The sequence below is a fragment of the Burkholderia plantarii genome, assembly GCF_001411805.1.
Lineage (GTDB): Bacteria > Pseudomonadota > Gammaproteobacteria > Burkholderiales > Burkholderiaceae > Burkholderia > Burkholderia plantarii.
Genome location: NZ_CP007213.1, coordinates 1,832,397 through 1,851,695 on the forward strand (window position 1 = coordinate 1,832,397; position 19,299 = coordinate 1,851,695).

A 19,299-nucleotide genomic window follows, 5' to 3' on the forward strand; every position below is an offset into this window, starting at 1 on the left:
ACTAAATGGCTAAGAAGAAAATGAATCGGCTGAGACTGCTGTTCCGACAGCCGGTCCCGTCGCCTGCGCCGTCCATATCGGACGGATTCCCGTTGCCTTGGTCAGAGGGGCGGCCTAGTATCTACCGCTTTCTGTCGGATTTTGCGGTTGCGGATGACCAATGTCTTTCCGACGTGGCTGCGACGTTGCCTGATGAGGAGTTACTGTCGATCCGAAGTGGCACACAACTGCGATGGGCACCCGGCGCAATGGACGGCGCATTCGGTCATCACGCGGCGAGCGATGGCAGCACACAGGTCGAGCGGGTAGTTGCCATGCTTGTGTCGGCGGCTGACGCTCGATCGGCTGAAGCGGTCAAGAATCTCTACGACCTGATTGCCGGGGATGAAGCACTGCGCCTTGTCGATCCTTTGCTGACGTCGTTGCGGCAATTGCGGCCAACGGACCCCGAGCGTTTGCATGCCTTGGCTCACTGGCTCGCCAGCGAAAGTCCGGATAGAGGCGCGGTCAAGATTGGTATTGCACTGCTCGGGATGTTTCAACCGCCTCGGGACACGGCGTTGCTTATCACTCTTGGTTTGCATGAGGAGTTCACGCTCTATGTAGCAGTGGCCCTCGGAAACACGTTGCCAGCCCCGGACAGGGAGGATGCCTGGTGGTCGCTGGCCAGACGAGTGAACGGATGGGGACGCATCCATTTAGTTGAGCGTCTGGCAAAGACTGAACGAAGCGATATAAAGGCCTGGATGCTGCGTGAGGGCTACAAGAATTCGGTGATGATCGAATACTTGGCCTATCCATGCGCAGTCGGCGGCGATTTGCTGCGCGCGCTGCGGGAGAATGACGTCGACGATGCATTGCTCAACGGCGCCGGTGATATGCTGCAGGCGCTGATCGCAGGCGGCCCGGCGCAGGACATGCGCGATTACACTGAGGGTGCCGAGGCCACTAGCCTGTATTTGGGTCACCTGGCGCGACGCGTGTCGGCCCGACTCGATGACTATCTGGTCGTCTCGGACATCGCAGGGTTTGCTACGGATGAGGAAAGACCTTGGGAGGTATTGGGAGCGCGCGGTTGGACCGCAGAGCGTAGGGCGCACGTCGCTGCATTGGCCAGCGCCATCGTCGCGGACTCGAGATGGCCAGCGCTGGCCGCTGAAAGCCTTGGCGCACCCGACGAGGCAGCTTTCTGGACGGCAGCAACAGTGGCGGAGCGCTTGGGGTTAGATCCGTGGGAGGTGCGCTTCGATCGTCAGCGCGCCGGCCAAGGGAGCCAGTGGTTTTATCTGATGCGGGATGCTGATACGCAGCGCGCCGATCGCGTGGTCACCTTGGCGATGGAGCAACTGTCCTTGAATGATCTGGCGACTGGAGCGGCGGATGAGTCCGGTCTTGGGCCTGGGTTTGCACAACAGACCGTGCTCGGTGCGATCCTCCAGGAACTGGGGCGCTTTCCTTGCAAAGGCTGGCCTCTCGTTGAGGCAGGTCTTCGGAGCCCGGTGGTCAGGAACCGGAACATGGCGTTGAAGACCTTGGATACTTGGGGCAAGGAGAAATGGCCGACGGCTGCCGAGGCTGCACTCAATAACGCCCTCTGCGCAGAGCCTAACGACCGGGTGCGAGAGTACATCACTCAGGTGCTTTCTCGTTAAACTCCGACTTGTGCTCGCGAGGACAGGCAACGCTGATGGCGCTCGTCGAGAGTTGGATCGCTTTCTCGAAGGGCGTTCAGCGGAAGACCCAGTCTCCATACGGCTCGGCGAGATGCTGGCTAAAGCTACCGGCATGGCATGATCGCGAACAAAGAATCCTTCGTGTGGATGGCGGGCGACTGCGCCAATGAACATGCGCCGAGTGTCCGCTTGCAGGAGATCTGACTGTCTCTTCAGGGTCGATCTGCGCCGGTCGCGCATGACAGGGCGGCGGCCGGCCGTGTCCGGCCAGGAACAGACGATCGTAGCTCGCAGACGATCTCTGTCCGAACGTCGGCGCCCCTGTCTGCAACGGTCATTCGAATCCGACGACACATCTCCGCCAAACGTTTCCACAGTTGATCATGTCAATTGAAGCATTCGATATGGATAAGATAGCGTTGCAGGCATAATCGCGGGTACAAGCACTTGTCTGAAGCGCACGGCCATGGCCGGGGTGGGCGCTGGCAACGCCCATTTATCCGTGGTAGCCGATATGAAGGCGGAGCAACATCATTCGGCATAAACTCTCGTTTGCTCGTTCGAATCAACGGAATCGTGACGCAACTCCAAGGAAAAACGTTTGCGGGCAAGAGGCTCGCATTCACCGGTGGCGGCTCGGCTGGGCACGTTGTCCCTTTGCTCCCATTGATGGAAGATGCTTCGGCACGCGGGGCAGAGGTCCGATACATGGGCTCCGTGGCAGGCATCGAGAAATCGATCATCGCCGCGACGGGCATACCCTACGTCGCTTTGCACACGACAAAGCTGAGACGGTCATTCACCGTCAGCAACCTCGCAATCCCTTGGCGCCTCGTACTCGGCATACGCGATGCGATCGGATTCTTCAAACGATACGAGCCGGATGTACTGATTTCAAAAGGCGGGTTTGTATCCGTGCCGGCAGTTATCGCAGCGTGGCTAACCAGGGTACCTATCGTGTCCCATGAGTCAGATTTGACTACGGGCCTCGCAAATCGGATAGCGTTGCCGTTCTGTACCTCAATGTGTACCGCGTTGCCGCTTTCCCTTGTCAAAGGACGAATTACGAGCAAGCACGTATTTACCGGGATTCCGATCCGGCGCGAATTCGTTAGCGCGAAGAAATCAGTTGTTTCTATACCCTGTAAGCCCACGTTACTTGTGTTCGGTGGCAGCCTGGGCGCAAGTGCGATAAATACCGCGATCCGGGCCGCCCTTCCTTCGTTAGCGGGCTATCGCGTTGTGCATATATGCGGACGGGGAAACGTTGACACGAATTACGACGCCCCCGATTACATTCAGCACGAGTTTGTGACTGAAGGAATGGCCGCGCTGATTCAAGAGGCGGAGGTCGTTCTCTGCCGTGCCGGCATGACTTCTATCCTTGAGCTTCTTTATCTGGAAAAGCCGGCAGTGCTGGTGCCGCTTGGGAAAGCCGCGAGCCGCGGCGACCAGCTTGACAACGCGAAGCTATTCGAGGACTTGGGCATCTTTCAAACGTTGCACGAAGATGCGATCGCAACAGACCTCCTACACAAACTCAAGGTTGCGCGGGAACGACGCATCGAATCGCAGCACGCGATTCGAGCGCTCGGCCTCCAATTCAGTACCGCTCCAATATTACGTGTTCTGGCCGACGTAATGCACGTGTAAAGGGGCGCCCTAATGCGGTTGAACTGTAAGCGCCTCACGCCGACCGTTCGCGATCGCTCGCTCGCGGATGGCAAGCTATTGATAGCGCGTTGATGAGTACTCGGTAGACGTTGCGGAGATCAGGTTATCGCTGAGAGCGGAGCGGATCGCGTGGCCAACTTGGCGGCCACATCCCAAGGCAGCGGTTCATCGATGCAGTTGACCGATGCTCATTGATCACGTCGCGCATCGCTGATGCCTGTCTGGCGATGGGGCTGACCATCGATCTAGCGAGGGCCGAACAACGGAACCGGCGCGTCGACGAAGATCGCGATCTGTGCGGCGTCTGTTCGCGACTTGCTAGCGTAAGCAAACTCCCGCTCCACCAACACGTCCTATACTGCGAGTTTTTTGGGGAGGAGAGATCAATGCGCGCCCCGTTTCAGATCCTTGCCATTCCTTATCGTGTCGGCTGTAAAGGATCGACGTTCGCCGCCCTCAAACGTTCTGACGATGGACATTGGCAGGGTGTCGCTGGCGGCGGAGAAGTTGGTGAAACTCCGTTCCAGGCGGCAGTCAGGGAATGCCAGGAAGAAGTCGGCGTTGGCTCACGCAGCAGGGTTCGATCGCTAAAAAGTCGGGCGTCGATCCCTGTTGAGCACTTCACCGACCGCGGACATTGGCCGACTGACATGTTTGTCATCCCCGAATATTGCTTCGGGCTGGACTGCACAGACAAGGAGCTTGTTCTATCAAGCGAACACGTGGACGTGCGTTGGGGAACATATCGAGAGATTAATGCGCTACTGCGCTGGGATTCAAACAAGACAGCTCTCTGGGAACTCAACTGTCGTGTCACCAAGGAGTAGTCTGCCCTTGCTTCGGACGGTGAACGTAGATACAAACCTATCGGCCGTCGTGTTGCTCGCTGTAGACGACCCAGAACCGGTTGAACTCGACTTGGTCCAAAGACGTTTGGTGCTAGTTTGGGATCGCTCATTCGCAAAGGCGAGCGGCCGTTGTCAGTTTTGGAACGGGCATCACAGGAATGAAGCTGTGATCGTCGCTTCAGGGTCGCCATCTGCCGTCGGCGTCCGCAGCCTCCAACGAGGCGCCGCGACGGTCGTCGTCGGGCCGAGTTCGGCCAGGAACGGGCATTGGTCACCGGCGGGTAGATGTCCCCTCATGAACGAGGAAAGGCCCCTTGACGCGGATCAAGTGCCCGGGAGGCTACTGACCTGAATGCGCCGCCACCCTTTGTAGTTGGTCTCACCCTACAACTATTTTCAGTTCAGTCAGCGAGTATCCACTACGGATGGCGTGGCTCGGAAGCGTTCGAATGTCAGCCTGGTGCGTTGCGCTGTTGTCTCCCAAAGAGCCTCGGTGAGCGTATTAAATCGCGCGAGGGCCAATAAGATGCGCAACTGGTGGAAAACTACACACAGGGGCAGCGACGCGCTCTCTAGCGCATTGAGCGGTCGCTTGACCTGGTAGGCAGAGAGGAACGATTCCCAGAGCGCTGCAGCGTCAGACAGGTCTCGGAGATGAAGCGGCAGAGCGCCAAGATCGAAAATGAGCGCACCCTGGCCGCACTCGTCGAAGTCAAAGAACGTCACCGTCTCGCTCTCGATTCGAGCGTTACCTGTCCAGACGTCGCCATGACATGCCCCGAGCGGTAGCCGGCGATTTGCCAGCTCGGTCATCAGGTCGATGCCTTCGCGCAAGACCTGTTCGGCGATTCTCTCGCCAATCGGCCCAACCCGCCGCAACGCTTCGATTGCTTCATAGCCAATGCAGACAGGATCGAGCGTCCTCAAAAATGTGGGCTTGAAGTTCGCCGATGCATTGTGAAGCTTTGCCAAGGCGCTACCGAGTCGCTGCATGTCTTCAGAGTCGAGACAAGGTTCGCGACCTTCGGCAGCGGTAAATAGGCAACCCACTCGGGCCTCACCTTCGAGGATGAAGCGGGTAAGCGCGTTGCCTTCGACGTTTCGCACGGCCTTCGATACGGCAACGTCCTGTTTTTGTGCTAGTACATCAACTAGCGCAAGCTCATATCCGATCTCTTCCAGTGAGCGGCCCAGCGGCCTGTAGAGCCGGAGGTAGAAGCTTCCATCATCTGTCGTGAGGCGGTAGGTCCGGTTAATTCCGTCGACGATAAGTTTCATCTCCAGAAAATGACGGCCGTAGCAATTGGCGAGCGCGGCTAGCGCGACGTCATGTAGTTGAATCGCATCTGCTGGCGGATCTTTCCGGCCACCTGAAGTAATCATCAGGGATACCTTGTCGTTTCAATGCTCAATGATCTCTTGGCAGCCGAGAAGATTGCAAGGGCTCCGAATTTGCCTGGCCCGACATACCTTTCATTGGTGATCGGATGCACCCAAGGAGTTTTTTCTGGTTCAACGAAAACGAACGACCGGTTTCGGAGAGTGACACGGACATTCCCCGGACATTGACGGCGGGCCGTTGTGGGTCGCCATCTGCCGTCGGCGTCCGCAGCCTCCAACGAGGCTGCCGCGACGGTCATCGTCGGGCCGCGTTCGGCCAACCGCAGGCGTTCATCAATTTCTGAACTCCGACGTACGAATGTCTGCGTCGCGACCGGTTGCAGACATTCTCCCGAATCAGAGGACCGTACAAGCGTTGCATCCGAGTCGGCCTGACGGTGCCCATGCGCGGCTCGCAAGCTTTCATATCTCGTGCATCAGTTCATTCGCCTGGTACTAAGCCGCTCTGCTCAGGGCATTGATCGCGACCCGTAGCCGCGCGGGGATAACCGCCGCCGTTGCCCAGAGCAGGTGGACATCATGGTGGCGTGCAGGGAGGTGGGGTAGGAGCTGAACAAGCGTACCCGACGCGAGCGCATCCTCGACCAGCCAGTCGGGCAACCACGCGACCCCTCGGCCCGAGACCGCCGCGTCAAGGATGACCCCGAGATCGGCAACGCGGAAGCGCGAACGTGGCTCGACCAGTTCCAGTCGTCCGTCCCCGGTCGGGAAAATCCAAGGCTCGCTCCATCCGTCGCGATGGTAGACGAGCGAGTCGTATCGGCCAAGGTCGTCGAGCGAATTGGGCATGCCCAGCCGCGCAACCAGCGACGGTGCCGCGCACAGGACTGTCGCGTGCCGGCCGACAGTGTCCGACGACAGGCCAGCCGCCGTACCGATCGATCCGCTCCTGACGGCCAGATCATATCCCTCCTCGACAAGAGACACGCAGCGATCCCGCAGATCAATTTCGATTGTCAGCTCCGGATTCTCATCTGCGACACGCAGCAGCAGTGGTGCGACTTTCAGTCGGCCGTAGAGCACGGGCATCGTGATTCTTAGCACGCCGCTGGCGCGTTCGCGCCCGGCATCCAGCCACGCGGCGCCCTCGCGCAGTTCCTCCGTGGCTCTCACGCATCGAGAGAGAAAGGCGCGGCCCTCATCGGTGAGCAACTGTGCGCGTGTCGTTCGGTTGAACAGGCGAACACCGAGGCGATCCTCGATGCGCGCGATCGCCTTGCCGACCGCCGAGCGCGAAAGGTGCAATTGCCGGCCGGCGGCCGCAAAGCTCCCCGCCTCTGCTGCGGCGACAAAAGCAGGGACGTCTTTGAAAAGATCAATCACGTTGTATCCCCAGAGGCTACATCAGGGCGAAATATTATCGTTACCGTCGCCAGACAGGCGCGGTCTACCATCGGATGCATGGATATTTCTTTTCGTTCCCTTAACAGCCGCAAGGAGATTCGCGTGTACTCACCTCGTTTCCTTCTTCCTCTCGTGATGTCGCTGGCCACCCTCGGCATCTTCTTGACCGTCCCGGTTTCGGCTCAACAGAGTGAGCAAGCGAACGTAGCGCGGGAGACGACAGCCCTGTCCAGTCAGCAAGGAAAGTGGATCGTTGTCGAGACATTCTGGGTTCGCCCGGATGCGCCGCCAGTAGTCACCAAAGGGCTGGTCGCCGAAAGGCGCATGGTGGGCCGCTTGCTGGAAGAGCGTCTGTATGCTGTGAACAGCAGAGAGCCCGTGCGTATCGATTATCTTGGTTATGATGCGATCGCGGGGCAGTGGTGCTATGTCTCCATCGACACTCGCGTGCCCGTTCCACCGATGTCGGCATCGAGCTTCGAACGCGACACTCCTGACCGCATCACGCTGCGTTTCGAGCCGTTTGCCGCGCCACCGATCGTGCCTGAATGGTCAGGACGATTGCTTCGAATGGAACAGGTGATCGCGCGCAAAGGCCTCGACCACGAGACGAAGGACCAATACTTCATTCTGGCGGATGGAAGCGGTACCCGATGGCTCGCGCATCGGTACGACTACCAGCGCGAGCGTTGAACGAACAGATCTACCAATCCCTCGTGCCCGCGATGCGTGCCGGCCAGTGGGTGGCCATCGTTATCGCCAACCTGCTGCTAAACGCGAGTGGGCACGGTGAATGGTTTGGCGCGGCGGTGATTCTGATCGTCGCCTGCATTTTCTTTCGTTGGCCTATTATGGTTCCGCCCCAATGTGCTTCATGCTTACCGGTTTGGCCTTGGCGTTAGTTGCACTCTCGTATCCCTGGTTCGGCACGCGTCAACCTGGCTTCCCTACGGGCGCCTTCGCCACCGGCGTGATTTTGTGGGTTGCCGCCCTGGCCAGTTGAGCGGCGCAAAGTCCATAGAGACTTTTCATGGCCCGTTGCGCAAAGCATCGCCGCTCGGCCACAATCGGCCATTCGACATCTGGGTTCAAATTGCCGACAATTGAGCACGTCCGACCTAAAGAGAACTCGTATGCCGGCTGATCGCGATTTCCACTCGAGTTGCAGCAAGACCTCGGAGTATCTTCGCGAGGTGCGAGCTTGCCTCTCCGAAACTGCCGAGGGAGTGTGTGCGGATGAGATCGCCGAATTTGCGGAATTCTTGAACCACAACGAGTTCGAACTGGCGCTGGACGCCATCGAAGCCTCATTTAGGAAGGGAGACGATGCGAACTGGCGTGTGCTGGAGTATATGGCCATGGCAGCACTGAGCATGGAGTTGGTAGATCGCCAAAGGACGTACGATCAATGGCTAACAAAAGCGCGAGGCTGGAATTACAGGACGGTTCTACCACGATAGGTTACAAGCCGAATGGCCGGCTTACGTCGAATTGATGGATCGCTCAGGGTCGGCTGCCACCGACCGAGCCCAGGCGAGGAGACGTGGGGCGACTTCCGGCCACAAACAGCCGATCATCAAAGGCGATTACCCCTCGAACGACGTTTCCCAGTTCATCATTGCTCGCGCCATGGATACAGAAGTTTCGATAATGGCAAAAAATTTATCGACACGGTAATAACATGGGCGGCTCTCGTGCGTCGGCAAACCGAGCCGGGTATTCGGCCCGGCCGGCTCTGGATGATCGATCGTCGGGGCGGCGGGAGGGGAGCCACGGCGGCCATGCGAGCCTCGCGATCCGTGGGACGGAGATCGGGGCGCATGCCGTTGGAATCCGGCTCGCGCCGGGCGGCAGCGTCACTTTTCGTTTTCGTCGACGCTGGCCGGGACAACCGTTCGACTGGTGCCTTGGGGCGGATTCGTCGCGCGACCGCCGCATCAATCGAGGTCCCGGCGCCGTCAGGCCGCTTCGCGCTTCGTGGCCGCTGCCTCCGGCGCCACGCCGACCTTCCAGACCGTCGACGGTTCGGTGCCGTTGACCGAGTGGTTGCCGACGATCCTCGCCTTGTAGATCACCGGGTTGTGCGAGGCCACCGTGCGCGCGTTGCGCCAGTGGCGGTCGAGCGCCGCCGCGCCGCGCGTGGCCGACGCGCCGAGCGCGTTGAACAGGTGCGTGGCCGCGCGCAGCACGAGCTCGGTCACCACCACCTGGGCCTGCGCCGATTCGAGTTCGGCGGCGACGTTCGCCTCGTGTTCGGCCGGCGTGTCGGCGCCATCGTGCAGTTGGTAGGCGCGTTGCGCGGGCTCGGCCGCGCGCAGCGCGATCGCCTCGGCCGCGTAGGCCCACGACGCCACTTCGCCCACCACCTGCAGGATCTGCGGATCGTCGCCGGCGCGCGCGGCGTTGCCGTGGCTGTAGATCCGCTTGCGCTCGCGCACCAGGCGGCCGGCGTCGCGTTCGGCCGCGCGCGCGATGCCGGCCAGCGTCGCCAGATGGAACAGCTGGTAGAACGCGGTCTGGTAGCGAAAGCGCCGCGAGAAGTCGATCAATCCGTGCGGATCGACGCGCGCGTCGGTGAAGCGCGTCGTGCCGCTGCCGGTGGTGCGCTGGCCGAAGCCGTCCCAGTCGTCGACCAGCGTGACGCCCGGCTGGGCCGTGGCGACGGCCGCGATCACCGGCGCGCCGTCGTCGGCGCGCTGCGCATAGACGTCGATCCAGTCCGCGAACAGGCTGCCCGTGGTGTAGAACTTCTCGCCGTTGACGACCCAGCCGTCGTCACGACGCGAAACCCGGGTGCGCGCCTCGCCGAGCGCCGCGTCGCCGGTCTCGCTCCAGGCGTTTCCGACCAGCTGCCCGGCCGCGAAGCGGGCGAGCCAGGTGTCGCGCGCGGCACCGGGCGGCGCGTTGAGCCAGTCCTCGACGAACGCGAAATGGCCGCGCAACGCCTGCGGCAGGTTCGAATCGGCGGCGGCGAGCTCGATCAGCAGGCGGAACAGCTGCGGGATCGAGGCGCCGAGGCCGCCCGAGGCCGCCGGCACGCGCAGCGCGCCGAAGCCGGCCTGCTTGAGCCAGCCGATCGCCTCGACGGGCAGCGTGCGGTGTTGATCGCGCGCCACGGCACCGCTGGCGATGCGCGCGAAGATCGGCCGGAAACGCTCGGCGAGGGTGTCGTAATCGGCGCCGGTCGAGCGGGCGGGGGCGGATGGCTGAGGCATGGCGGCGGCTCCTGACGGATCGGACAAGCCCGATTTATACGGAGCGGCGCGCGGGGCTGACAACGAAGCAGTTCGGGGATCGATATTCTGGCGGGCGGAAAGCGGCCGGGAGCAGGCGTGGGCGAGCCGGGGCGTGGGCGAGCCCGCGGCGCGAGGCCGGGCTTTCACGCCACGCTCGGCCCGCGGTCATCGCGCGGCCCGCACCGATCGCCGTCGATCCACCGAATCGGACGCCCGCCGAACACATCACCGCCGGCCGCCAGCGGCGTCGCGCGGCTTCAATTCAGCGGCGACCACGGCTCCGGCAGACAGATCGTCGAGGTGGCGTGCTCGATCTGCTCGGGGCCGCCGCGCGGCGGCCACAGGCCCTCGGCATAGTGCTGCCGGCGCAGCGCCATGCGCTGCTCGAGGCTCGAGAATCCCCAGAGATGCGTGATGCGCGGCGGCCCGTCGAGCGCATACAGATTGCCCACCAGATGCGACGTATAGGCCGCGGCCGGTCCCACCGTCCGCTCCCAGGCGGCGATGGTGGGCGCGATCCCGCCCGGCTTGAGCCAGTAGCGCCGCAGTTCGTAGAACGCGCCGAACGCAGCCGGCTCGATGTCGGGCAGGAACGGGAACAGCGCGTGGCTTTCCATGCTCAGCTCGATTTCGGCGCCGTCGATCGCGAACGGTCGGCCGGCGAGCAGCGCGCGCCGGCGCTCCTGCATCAGTTCGTCCGTGCTGGCGAAGCCGCGCAGCACGACGATGCGCGACAGCTCGCCGATTTCGGTGCGCCATGCGCCGAGCAGCCGCCCGGCGGCATCGGCGTCCGACACCCAGCGTCGAGCGCCGGCGGACACCGCGTCCTGTTGCAGCAAGGGGCATTTCAGCGTTGCGAATTCGTAGATCGTCATGGGATGCGCTCCGTTCGAGGTGAGCGTGGGCGGGGCGGCTGGGCGCATCCTCGGGCACGCGCGATGGTGCCGCCTGCCGCTCACTGCCTGGCAGTCAGAATTGGCAATTGTCGCTGAATTGTTCCGGCAGGACATTGCACGCGCCATCGGACGCGACGGCTGCCTTTGCTGCTCCGCTGGCGCGGCCCGGGCTATTGCGGGCGCGTCGACGAAGGCGCCCGACGGGATGCGCGACGGTGCCGGTGCGAAGATCGGTCAAGGCTCCGGAAAGTCAAAGTCGTATTTCCCGTTGGAATTGGAAATGAATCCCTTGAGCGCGATGATCAAGCCGTGGTACGTGCCGAGCGCTGCTTGAATTTCGCTACGGGTCTCCCCGTCGTATCCACTCACCTGCAACACCGCTGACGGGTCGCGACTCGACAGCCAAGGCACCAGACTGCGGCCGGCCGGCATCCTGCTCCCGGTTGTGAATAAAATCCGATGGTCCCGACTTCATTCGCATCCGCCAGCCCTCCATGTTTTGGGGAATGTAGCAATGCATTTTCCGGTTCCGACGGCCGGGGTCGGGCTGGCCGCGCCGATCGGATCTCCCTGCCGGTTGCCGGTGATCGTGCAGATCTGGTCGAAATCCCCGTTGACGAACAGCACCGGTTGCAACAGGCGGCCACCGTCCGGCGCCGCGCGCGCATCGGTGATGCCGGCATGGGCGTTGCTTCCCCCGCGGGGGCCGCACGACATTGCCATGCGCAGCGGCGCGCACCGACAAACAAATGTGAAAACAGGGGAGTGAGCCCATGAGCCGGAGGAAAAAAAGCACATCTGGCGCCACCGACAGGCTGCAAACCGTTCCGGATACGTCGAGCCCCGCCTTTGCGACCGGCAACCCGGCCGCAAGGGCGTTCGACGGCTTCGCGGCGACAGTTACGCGCTGGGCCGGGTCGCCCATGGCATTTTGCGTTGCCATCCTTGCCGTTGTCGCGTGGGTGGTGACGGGGCCGATCTTTCATTATTCGGATGCGTGGCAACTGGTGATCAATACGGGGACCACCATCGTCACCTTCCTGATGGTGTTCCTGATTCAGCAAAGCCAGAACAAGGATAGCGTCGCCGTTCATCTGAAGTTGAACGAGTTGCTCGCGTCGCAGAAGGACGCGAGCAACCGGTTGATCGGAATCGAAGACGCTTCCGAAAACGATTTGCGCCGCATTGCGGCCGCCTATCTCGAGCTGGCCGAGCAAGCCGGGAGCGCATCCCGGAAAGGCCGCGATGTCGACGACTGTATCGAAGACTCCAGAGAGCCGAAAGAGGCGCCCCCGCCGGCGGGAAACCGAACGTGAATGCGTGGCCCGGCCGCTCCCGGCTACCCGCCGCGAAGCATGCTTCGGGCGACCCGAAGCGCGTGCGCGAGGGGCTTTCGGAAACTGCGAAAAGAACCGTAGTGAGCGGATAGAATCAGCTTTTTGGGCCGGAACGGAGCCTCCGTGAGCAAGCAAGACACGCATGATCTCGACGCCGAGGGAACTGGCGCCCCCGATTTCCTCCGCGGCGGCGGTGCATTGGGACGGTCAATGCGGGTACACGCTTGGGAGGCGACGTCGCTTGGCGTGCCGGATACCTGGCCGCAGAGCCTGCGGTCGGCGGTCGGCATTTGCCTGGGCGCCAATTTTCCCATCGCGATCTACTGGGGCCCGGAGCTGGTCCTGCTCTACAACGACGCCTGGAGCCCTATCCCGGGCGCGAAACACCCTTGGGCGCTGGGACGCCCCGGCGTGGAAGTCTGGCCAGAGATATGGACCGAGATCGGGCCGCTGTTCAGACAGGTCCTGGACACCGGCGTCGGCGTCTGGCAGCACGACCAGCTGCTGCCGATGCGCCGGCACGGCTACACGGAAGAGTGCTACTTCAATTTCACGTTCAGCCCGATCCATGGCGACACGGGAGCGGTGGAGGGCATTTTCAACGCGGTCCTGGAAACCACCTCGGCGGTCATCTCGAAGCGACGCGAACGCGTCCTGCGCGAGCTTGCGGAGGCCCTGGCCGAAGCGCGAGACGAGCGGGACGTTTTTTCCGCCGCCGCCGAGCTTCTGGCCGCGGAGCGTGCCGATCTGCCGTTTTTCCTGCTCTACCAGTCCGGCGGCATGCCGGCGGTGGCGCAACTGCGCGCGGCCGCCGGCGTCGAGCCCGGCGGGCCGGCCGCGCCCGACTCGATCGCGCTGGACGCGGATGCCGGCGCCGTCTGGCCGCTCGCCGCCGTATCGCTGACCGGGCGGGCCGTGCTCGTCGATGATCTCCAGCCGCGTTTTGCCTCGGCATTGACAGGCGGCCCATGGCCGGAGCCGTGTACCCAGGCGCTGATCCTGCCGGTGGTGACCACGGCGCATCCCGCCACGGTCGACACGTTCCTGGTGGCCGGGGCGAGCCCGCGCCGCCCCCTCGACGACGAGTACCACAGCTTCCTGCAACGCATTTCGGCTCACATCGCCGCGGCGCTCGCCAGCGCGCGCGCCTATGCCGAGGAGCGCCGTCGAGCCGATGCACTGGCGGAGATCGACCGCGCCAAGACGACGTTCTTTACCAACGTGAGCCATGAATTCCGCACCCCGCTGACGCTCATGCTCGGGCCGCTCGAGGAACTGCTGGCGGTCCCGGACCAGTTTCCGCCGGCCGCCATCCCGGCCCTGCAGGTGGCGCATCGAAACGGATTGCGGCTGCTCAGGCTGGTCAACTCGCTGCTCGATTTCTCGCGGCTCGAGGCGGGCCGGCTGCAGGCCAGATTCGTGCGAACCGATCTGGCGAAACTGACGATGGATCTGGCCAGCAACTTTCGCTCGCTGATGGAGCGTGCGAATCTGGCCTTCGCGGTCGACTGCGAGGCGCTCGCCGCGCCGATCGCGGTCGACCGGGAGATGTGGGAAAAAATTGTCCTCAACCTGCTCTCGAACGCGTTCAAGTTCACCTTCGCGGGCGGCGTCTCGGTCACGCTTCGCCAGCGCGAGCACGTCGAGCTGATCGTCAGCGACACCGGAATCGGGATCGCGGCGGAGCAACTGCCCCGCGTCTTCGAACGCTTCCACCGGATCGAGGGCGCACGCGGCCGATCGTTCGAAGGCAGCGGAATCGGTCTCGCGCTTGTCGAGGAACTCGTGCGCATGCATGGAGGCAGGATCGATGTCGTCAGCGCGGTGGGCAAGGGCACGACCTTCACGGTGTCGATCCCGCCCGGCCCGCCGAGCCTCTCCGGCGCCGAGCCCGATGCCGGCTCCCGTCCGCCCGACCGCGATGCGGCGCAGGCTTTCCTGGAGGAAGCCGCGCGCTGGCTGCCCGATGCGGGGGAGGGCGCCTGCGGCGCCGCCGCCGCGCGACTCGACGCGCAAGCGCTGCCGCCGCGCAAGGAGAACACGCTGATTCTCGTCGCCGACGACAATGCGGACATGCGCGCCTACGTGCAGCGCCTGCTTGGTGACCAGTACGACGTCGCCAGTGCCGTCGACGGGCACGACGCATTGCGGGCCGCGAGACGCAGCCGCCCCGATCTGATCCTGGCGGACATCATGATGCCGGGGCTCGACGGGATTGGCCTGCTGGAAACGGTGCGCCGCGACGAGGCGCTGCGCGACGTGCCGGTCATCCTGCTGTCCGCGCGCGCCGGCGAGGAAGCGCGCGTCCACGGCATGCGGGCCGGCGCCGACGACTATCTGGTCAAGCCTTTCTCGGCGCGCGAACTCGTCGTGCGGGTGGGCGCGCTGCTGAAGATAACGGCACAGCGGCGGAAAAGCGAGGACCGCTTTCGCGCGCTGGTCGGCGCATCCTCGAACGCGGTCTATTCGATGAACGCCGACTGGACCGAGATGCGCTTCCTCGAAGGCCGTGACTTCATCGCCGATACGCAAACCCCAAGCTCGACCTGGCTGGAGCGATATGTCGATCCGGAGGACCGGCCGACGGTCCTGGCCCACGTCAGGGAGGCGATCCGCACCAAAGGCCGGTTCGAACTCGAGCATCGCGTCCGGCGTGCCGACGGCTCGCTGGGCTGGACGCTGTCGCGTGCCATTCCGGTGCTGGACAAGGCCGGCGAGCTGGTCGAATGGTTTGGCATGGCCATCGATACCTCGGAGCGCAAGCGCGTTGAAATCGTGCTGCGCGACAACGCTGCCTGGCTGGAAGCGCAGAAGGAGGCATTTCAGGCCGCGGTGGACAATGCGCCGCTGCCGGTGTCGCTCGACATCCTGGCGCGCGCCGCCGTCGCCCAGATCGGCGGCGAGGCGCGCTGCGCCTTCTATCTGGCCGATGCCGGACAGACCGAGCTGACCCGTGTCCCGGGAATGTCCGAAGACATCGCCGACAACGTGGAACGCTTCCCCATTTCAGGCGACTCCTTCGCATGCGGGCTGGCCGGATACACACGGCAGCCCGTCATCACGCCCGACGTCGACGACGATCCCCGCTGGCAGGACTGGCGGTGGCTGGCCCGGCAGCACGCCTATCGCGCCTGCTGGGTGTTTCCGGTCGAGACGTCGGTGGGAAAGGTGGTGGGCGCGTTCGCCATGTACCATCCGGTGCCCCGAACGCCCACGGATCGCGACCACGAACTGGCGCTGCGGCTGACTTTTTGCGCCGCCATCATCATCTCGCGGCATAAGGAAGCCGAGGAGCGAGCTCGCGGCGTCGAGGCACTGCGTCTCGCCGATCGTCAGAAGGACGAATTCCTGGCGATGCTGGCGCACGAGCTGCGAAACCCGCTCGCCCCCATTGCCAACGCGAGCGAGCTGCTGTCGCGGATACCGCTCGGGGATCCGCAGGTCGGATTCGCAACCGACATCATCCGGCGCCAGATCACCCAACTCAGCCGGCTGGTCGACGACCTCCTCGATGTGTCTCGAATCACGCAGGGCCGCATCGTCCTGCAGCGTCAGCCGGTGGAGCTGGCCAGCGTGATTTCGCAGGCGATCGAAACGATCGCGCCGCGGCTTCGGGAGCGACGGCATCATCTTTCCGTCGAGACGGCGGGAGACCACGAGCGCCTGTGGGTGGAAGGCGACATGGCGCGACTCGTGCAATGTGTCGGCAACATTCTGGCGAACGCCGTGAAATATACGGACCCGGGGGGCACCATCCGGGTCTGGTCAGGTTCGGAGGGCTCGGTCGCCGTCATCGGGGTGTCCGACAACGGCGTCGGTATCAGCGCCGAACTGCTGCCTCACGTCTTCGATCTTTTCGTCCAGAGCGAGAGGACGCTCGATCGCGCGCTGGGAGGGCTGGGCGTCGGGCTGGCGATCGTGAAGCGGCTGGTCGCCATGCACGGCGGCACGATCAGCGCGCGTAGCCAGGGGCTCGGAAACGGCTCCACCTTTGAAGTTCGACTGCCGCGCATCGCGCAACCGGCGGCTTTGCAAGCGCATGACGCGCAGACGCGGACGAGCGCGAGGCGCGTGCTGATCGTGGACGACAACGCCGACGCGGCGGATTCGCTGTCGATATTGCTCGGGCTCCAGGGCCACACGGTGGAGGTCGCCTACAGCGCCGAGGACGCGATTCGTTGCGCCGAGACGTTTCGCCCTCAGGTCGCACTGCTCGACATCGGGCTGCCCGGCATGAGCGGCTACGAACTGGCCCGGACGCTTCGGGCAATGCCGCAGCTCGTCGGCACACGCCTCGTGGCCGTCACCGGTTACGGACAGACCGACGACGTGCGGACGGCATACGAGGCCGGGTTTGACGAACACCTCGTGAAGCCGGTCGAACCGGCGGCGCTGGAACGCAGCCTGGCGCAGCCGTGACAGGGCGATTCCCGCCGTGCCTGTTCGCGAACGCGCTTGCCGCGCGCGCGGCCCGGTGGGGCAGGCGCGGCGGGCACTGACGCGACGCTGCACCGGACGCGGCAGGCGCCCGCATCAAACGGATCGTCGCGCGTGCCCGCCGCGCCGCCCACGAGCCGGTCCGCGCTCCGGCCGGCCAGCCGCGTCACGGGCCACGCCGCAGCAGCGGCGTGGGCTCCGGCTGCCCCTCGTAGTAATCGGCCTCGCGCAGGAACCCATGGCGCCCGAACGCATCGACGACGAGTGCGCCGCTGTCGGGATAGGTGCAGATCTCCGCGGGCGGCGCGGCGCCGATCGCGAGATAGACCAGATCCGTGCCGCCCGGCGTCGCCGGATTGGCGATCTGGTGCGCGATTCCCGTGTCGGCCGGACAGGAAATGCAGTCTCCCGCGCGGATCTCGTCGACACGATCGCCGTAGCGGAACAGCCCTTGTCCCTCCAGTACGACGAAGATCTCGTCGGCCATCAGGTGCGTGTGGGCCGGGCACGCGCTGTGGCCCGGCGGCACCCGTATGGCGTTCATGCCCAGACGCCCCATCCCGAAGCGCCCCGGCCCCGCCTCCCTCATCGCGGGCGTCAGGTCGCGGTGGAAGTGCGTCCAGGCGGCGGGGGCGTCGGCCGCGATTTCCGGCGCCGTATGCAGGTTGATGATCGTGGGCGCCTGCTTGTCGGTCATGTCGTATCCTTGTCCTCTGGGTTCCGCGCCGGTCAGGCACAAAGCCGGATCTTCCGGCCCGCGCGGCGCGATCGTGAACAGCGTGGCGAAGGCAGCCCGGCCGGTCAAGGCCGCGAGGCATGACGATCGCCGCGAAGGGTACGCCGTTGTCGTCACGCTCCAAGGTCCCGCGCCGCGCGCGACATCGCCCGCTCAATCGCGCGCCGCGAGTGCCACCCCCGCATCAGCGGCAACGCATCCGGCCCGGCCACCTTCTGGCGCGGCAGCAGGATGCCTTCCATGGCCTGCTTCTCGTGCGTGCGCGCCGCCTTCCCGCTTTCGCGGACTGCCTGTTCGAGCGTCCAGGATAGCTAGCCGAGTGCGAGTCCAAGGCCGCATTCGACGCGACGGCCTCGAAGGCCGCGGGAATGCGGTCGATGAGGTAATGCGCCCGAGGCGCCAAACGGGAAGACCGTGAGCGAGGCACTGCCATCCATGGAGCAGATCTGCGTCGGCGGCCAGCATCCGCAACGCGTCGAATCTCCGGAGCTTCATCCCGCGCGCGTCCGGCGGACTCTCACGTCGATTCCGGAAGTGCCGAGACGCTATGGCGGGCCGCGACGGTCCGGACAGTGGTCGATGCCAGATGCATGGCATGCTGCAGGATCATCTCCACCGACACGCCGGCGTCCAGATACTCCTGGACCTTCACAACGGCAGGCTGTCGACGCTGAGGCTGGCCAACCGGGTATACGGTGATTTCGACTTCGGCCGTCTTGCCGGTCATCGCCACGATGACGTGCATGCCCGCTACAGTCGCTGCCAGTTTCGCCATGCTCTCGCCTTTTCCTAAACGCTGCAAACCGCCTCGCGGCCCTCGTGACGATCCATTCTAAGCGAAAGTCGCGCAAGGAGGACCGGCGCGGAGCGCATCGAAGGCAAGGCGCGCGGGCCGCTGCCCGCGTCGTTCTCCCTCGGGAGGGTCTAATGCTGCATCATGACGGGGTCTAGTAACAGAAGGAGACTTTCATGCACCGAGTAATCGCATACCGCGGCTTCGAGATTCGAGTCGAGTTGCTCCCGGCGGCCGACAAGGACATGTTTGACGTGACGTTTCAGATAAAGGGCGCGTCAAACCTCGAAGTGCTCGGCGCGCGGGGAGACCGTATTCCGTTGCGCAACGGTCCCTTCACGGAGCGATGGGCCTATCTCGTGGGCGAAATAGCGGGGCAAGCCGCAATCGACTTGTTGCTGGGTCCTGTCGATTGACTGCATGCTTGTCTGCCACCGTGCTCGGCGAGCGTGCCGGCGGACGGCTTGATGGCTGGCGGCCGTCCCCGCAAGGCGGGAGGTTAGGCTGCCGAACTGTTTGTGCGCGGTATGGCAACCTGCCCGGGGAACCGCCCAGGTGCGCTAGAGTTTGCGGATCAGATAACGGTAGCAGGCGTTCCTGAGGATGCACCGCTTTTCACGCGCATCGTCTGTCGTCTTTTTCGATTCGACCAACGGGGCCAGGAACGGAACGATGAACGCCGGGCCATAAGCGGCATGCACGGACCGGGCTACCTCGAGCGAGGCCTTGCCGAGCCAGATCCGGTCTCGCCAGTCGCACTTCATCCGATGTTCGCCGATCCAGCCATGAAGCAGGGCCACCAGTTGCGCGACAGGAAGCCACGAGTCCAGCTGACGCCTCGCGGCCAGCTGGGCAACGACGAGAAAGTAGAGGAGGGTGATGTACTTCACGATCGCCTGCTTGCCGGCCGGGCTGTAGTCCATA

The 19,299-nt window shown here is 63.8% G+C and carries 17 protein-coding genes; 8 read left to right on the forward strand and 9 right to left on the reverse strand.

Going from position 1 to position 19,299, the window contains the following annotated elements; genetic code table 11:
- Positions 1-5: 5 nt before the first annotated feature.
- The 3 genes from bpln_RS36120 (at position 6) to bpln_RS34480 (ending at position 4,174) form a co-directional block, all read left to right on the forward strand.
- Positions 6-1,652, forward strand: coding sequence for a hypothetical protein (locus tag bpln_RS36120; protein WP_148654164.1), 1,647 nt, complete (start codon positions 6-8; stop codon positions 1,650-1,652).
- A gap of 597 nt (positions 1,653-2,249) precedes the next feature.
- Positions 2,250-3,326: a UDP-N-acetylglucosamine--N-acetylmuramyl-(pentapeptide) pyrophosphoryl-undecaprenol N-acetylglucosamine transferase gene (locus bpln_RS33400; protein ID WP_063891330.1), complete on the forward strand. Its 1,077-nt coding sequence runs from the start codon at positions 2,250-2,252 to the stop codon at positions 3,324-3,326.
- A gap of 407 nt (positions 3,327-3,733) precedes the next feature.
- A complete protein-coding gene (locus tag bpln_RS34480) occupies positions 3,734-4,174 on the forward strand; it encodes an NUDIX domain-containing protein (protein WP_158512070.1) in 441 nt (146 codons plus the stop codon).
- Between the two features lie 426 nt (positions 4,175-4,600).
- Here bpln_RS34480 and bpln_RS34485 read toward each other — a convergent pair whose 3' ends face one another.
- Positions 4,601-5,578, reverse strand: coding sequence for a phosphotransferase enzyme family protein (locus bpln_RS34485; RefSeq protein ID WP_082465431.1), 978 nt, complete (start codon positions 5,576-5,578; stop codon positions 4,601-4,603).
- A 453-nt stretch (positions 5,579-6,031) separates the two neighbouring features.
- Positions 6,032-6,919 (reverse strand): LysR family transcriptional regulator, encoded by an 888-nt coding sequence (locus bpln_RS24970; protein WP_055140311.1) that lies wholly within the window; start codon positions 6,917-6,919, stop codon positions 6,032-6,034.
- Positions 6,920-6,997: 78 nt separating this feature from the next.
- Here bpln_RS24970 and bpln_RS24975 point away from each other — a divergent pair, with 78 nt between their 5' ends.
- The gene (locus bpln_RS24975) at positions 6,998-7,633 is read left to right on the forward strand and encodes a hypothetical protein (protein ID WP_148654165.1); all 636 of its coding nucleotides are present in this window, start codon (positions 6,998-7,000) and stop codon (positions 7,631-7,633) included.
- A 1,265-nt stretch (positions 7,634-8,898) separates the two neighbouring features.
- On the opposite strand, the gene bpln_RS24985 is transcribed toward bpln_RS24975, so the two are convergent.
- Both bpln_RS24985 and bpln_RS24990 read right to left on the reverse strand, forming a co-directional pair.
- Positions 8,899-10,155, reverse strand: coding sequence for an acyl-CoA dehydrogenase family protein (locus bpln_RS24985; RefSeq protein WP_042627889.1), 1,257 nt, complete (start codon positions 10,153-10,155; stop codon positions 8,899-8,901).
- A gap of 278 nt (positions 10,156-10,433) precedes the next feature.
- Positions 10,434-11,051: an NIPSNAP family protein gene (locus bpln_RS24990; RefSeq protein WP_055140314.1), complete on the reverse strand. Its 618-nt coding sequence runs from the start codon at positions 11,049-11,051 to the stop codon at positions 10,434-10,436.
- Between the two features lie 100 nt (positions 11,052-11,151).
- Here bpln_RS24990 and bpln_RS24995 point away from each other — a divergent pair, with 100 nt between their 5' ends.
- Positions 11,152-11,406: a hypothetical protein gene (locus tag bpln_RS24995; RefSeq protein WP_148654166.1), complete on the forward strand. Its 255-nt coding sequence runs from the start codon at positions 11,152-11,154 to the stop codon at positions 11,404-11,406.
- A gap of 137 nt (positions 11,407-11,543) precedes the next feature.
- Here bpln_RS24995 and bpln_RS37470 read toward each other — a convergent pair whose 3' ends face one another.
- Complete coding sequence (locus bpln_RS37470; RefSeq protein ID WP_082465432.1) at positions 11,544-11,795, reverse strand: hypothetical protein; 252 nt, start codon at positions 11,793-11,795, stop codon at positions 11,544-11,546.
- A 50-nt stretch (positions 11,796-11,845) separates the two neighbouring features.
- Here bpln_RS37470 and bpln_RS25000 point away from each other — a divergent pair, with 50 nt between their 5' ends.
- A complete protein-coding gene (locus tag bpln_RS25000) occupies positions 11,846-12,388 on the forward strand; it encodes a low affinity iron permease family protein (RefSeq protein ID WP_055140316.1) in 543 nt (180 codons plus the stop codon).
- A gap of 144 nt (positions 12,389-12,532) precedes the next feature.
- Positions 12,533-16,828: an ATP-binding protein gene (locus bpln_RS25005; RefSeq protein ID WP_148654167.1), complete on the forward strand. Its 4,296-nt coding sequence runs from the start codon at positions 12,533-12,535 to the stop codon at positions 16,826-16,828.
- A gap of 184 nt (positions 16,829-17,012) precedes the next feature.
- Here bpln_RS25005 and bpln_RS25010 read toward each other — a convergent pair whose 3' ends face one another.
- The 3 genes from bpln_RS25010 to bpln_RS25015 all read right to left on the reverse strand — a co-directional run bounded on the left by bpln_RS25010 (position 17,013) and on the right by bpln_RS25015 (position 18,357).
- The gene (locus tag bpln_RS25010) at positions 17,013-17,543 is read right to left on the reverse strand and encodes a cupin domain-containing protein (RefSeq protein ID WP_055140318.1); all 531 of its coding nucleotides are present in this window, start codon (positions 17,541-17,543) and stop codon (positions 17,013-17,015) included.
- Between the two features lie 152 nt (positions 17,544-17,695).
- The gene (locus bpln_RS38210) at positions 17,696-17,824 is read right to left on the reverse strand and encodes a hypothetical protein (protein ID WP_275472440.1); all 129 of its coding nucleotides are present in this window, start codon (positions 17,822-17,824) and stop codon (positions 17,696-17,698) included.
- Between the two features lie 275 nt (positions 17,825-18,099).
- On the reverse strand, positions 18,100-18,357 hold the full coding sequence (locus bpln_RS25015) for a hypothetical protein (protein WP_226993786.1): 258 nt from the start codon (positions 18,355-18,357) through the stop codon (positions 18,100-18,102).
- A gap of 194 nt (positions 18,358-18,551) precedes the next feature.
- Here bpln_RS25015 and bpln_RS25020 point away from each other — a divergent pair, with 194 nt between their 5' ends.
- Complete coding sequence (locus tag bpln_RS25020; protein WP_042627893.1) at positions 18,552-18,791, forward strand: hypothetical protein; 240 nt, start codon at positions 18,552-18,554, stop codon at positions 18,789-18,791.
- Between the two features lie 144 nt (positions 18,792-18,935).
- On the opposite strand, the gene bpln_RS25025 is transcribed toward bpln_RS25020, so the two are convergent.
- Positions 18,936-19,298 (reverse strand): hypothetical protein, encoded by a 363-nt coding sequence (locus tag bpln_RS25025; RefSeq protein ID WP_055140319.1) that lies wholly within the window; start codon positions 19,296-19,298, stop codon positions 18,936-18,938.
- Position 19,299 lies beyond the last annotated feature (1 nt).

Coding starts and splice junctions, on each gene's coding strand:
- bpln_RS24990 (WP_055140314.1), bottom strand. CDS start 11,051: ATGACGATCTACGAATTCGCAACGCTGAAATGCCCCTTGCTGCAACAG.
- bpln_RS34480 (WP_158512070.1), top strand. CDS start 3,734: ATGCGCGCCCCGTTTCAGATCCTTGCCATTCCTTATCGTGTCGGCTGT.
- bpln_RS24985 (WP_042627889.1), bottom strand. CDS start 10,155: ATGCCTCAGCCATCCGCCCCCGCCCGCTCGACCGGCGCCGATTACGAC.
- bpln_RS25010 (WP_055140318.1), bottom strand. CDS start 17,543: ATGACCGACAAGCAGGCGCCCACGATCATCAACCTGCATACGGCGCCG.
- bpln_RS37470 (WP_082465432.1), bottom strand. CDS start 11,795: ATGGCAATGTCGTGCGGCCCCCGCGGGGGAAGCAACGCCCATGCCGGC.
- bpln_RS36120 (WP_148654164.1), top strand. CDS start 6: ATGGCTAAGAAGAAAATGAATCGGCTGAGACTGCTGTTCCGACAGCCG.
- bpln_RS34485 (WP_082465431.1), bottom strand. CDS start 5,578: ATGATTACTTCAGGTGGCCGGAAAGATCCGCCAGCAGATGCGATTCAA.
- bpln_RS24975 (WP_148654165.1), top strand. CDS start 6,998: ATGGATATTTCTTTTCGTTCCCTTAACAGCCGCAAGGAGATTCGCGTG.
- bpln_RS25000 (WP_055140316.1), top strand. CDS start 11,846: ATGAGCCGGAGGAAAAAAAGCACATCTGGCGCCACCGACAGGCTGCAA.
- bpln_RS38210 (WP_275472440.1), bottom strand. CDS start 17,824: ATGGAAGGCATCCTGCTGCCGCGCCAGAAGGTGGCCGGGCCGGATGCG.
- bpln_RS25015 (WP_226993786.1), bottom strand. CDS start 18,357: ATGGCGAAACTGGCAGCGACTGTAGCGGGCATGCACGTCATCGTGGCG.
- bpln_RS25020 (WP_042627893.1), top strand. CDS start 18,552: ATGCACCGAGTAATCGCATACCGCGGCTTCGAGATTCGAGTCGAGTTG.
- bpln_RS25025 (WP_055140319.1), bottom strand. CDS start 19,298: ATGGACTACAGCCCGGCCGGCAAGCAGGCGATCGTGAAGTACATCACC.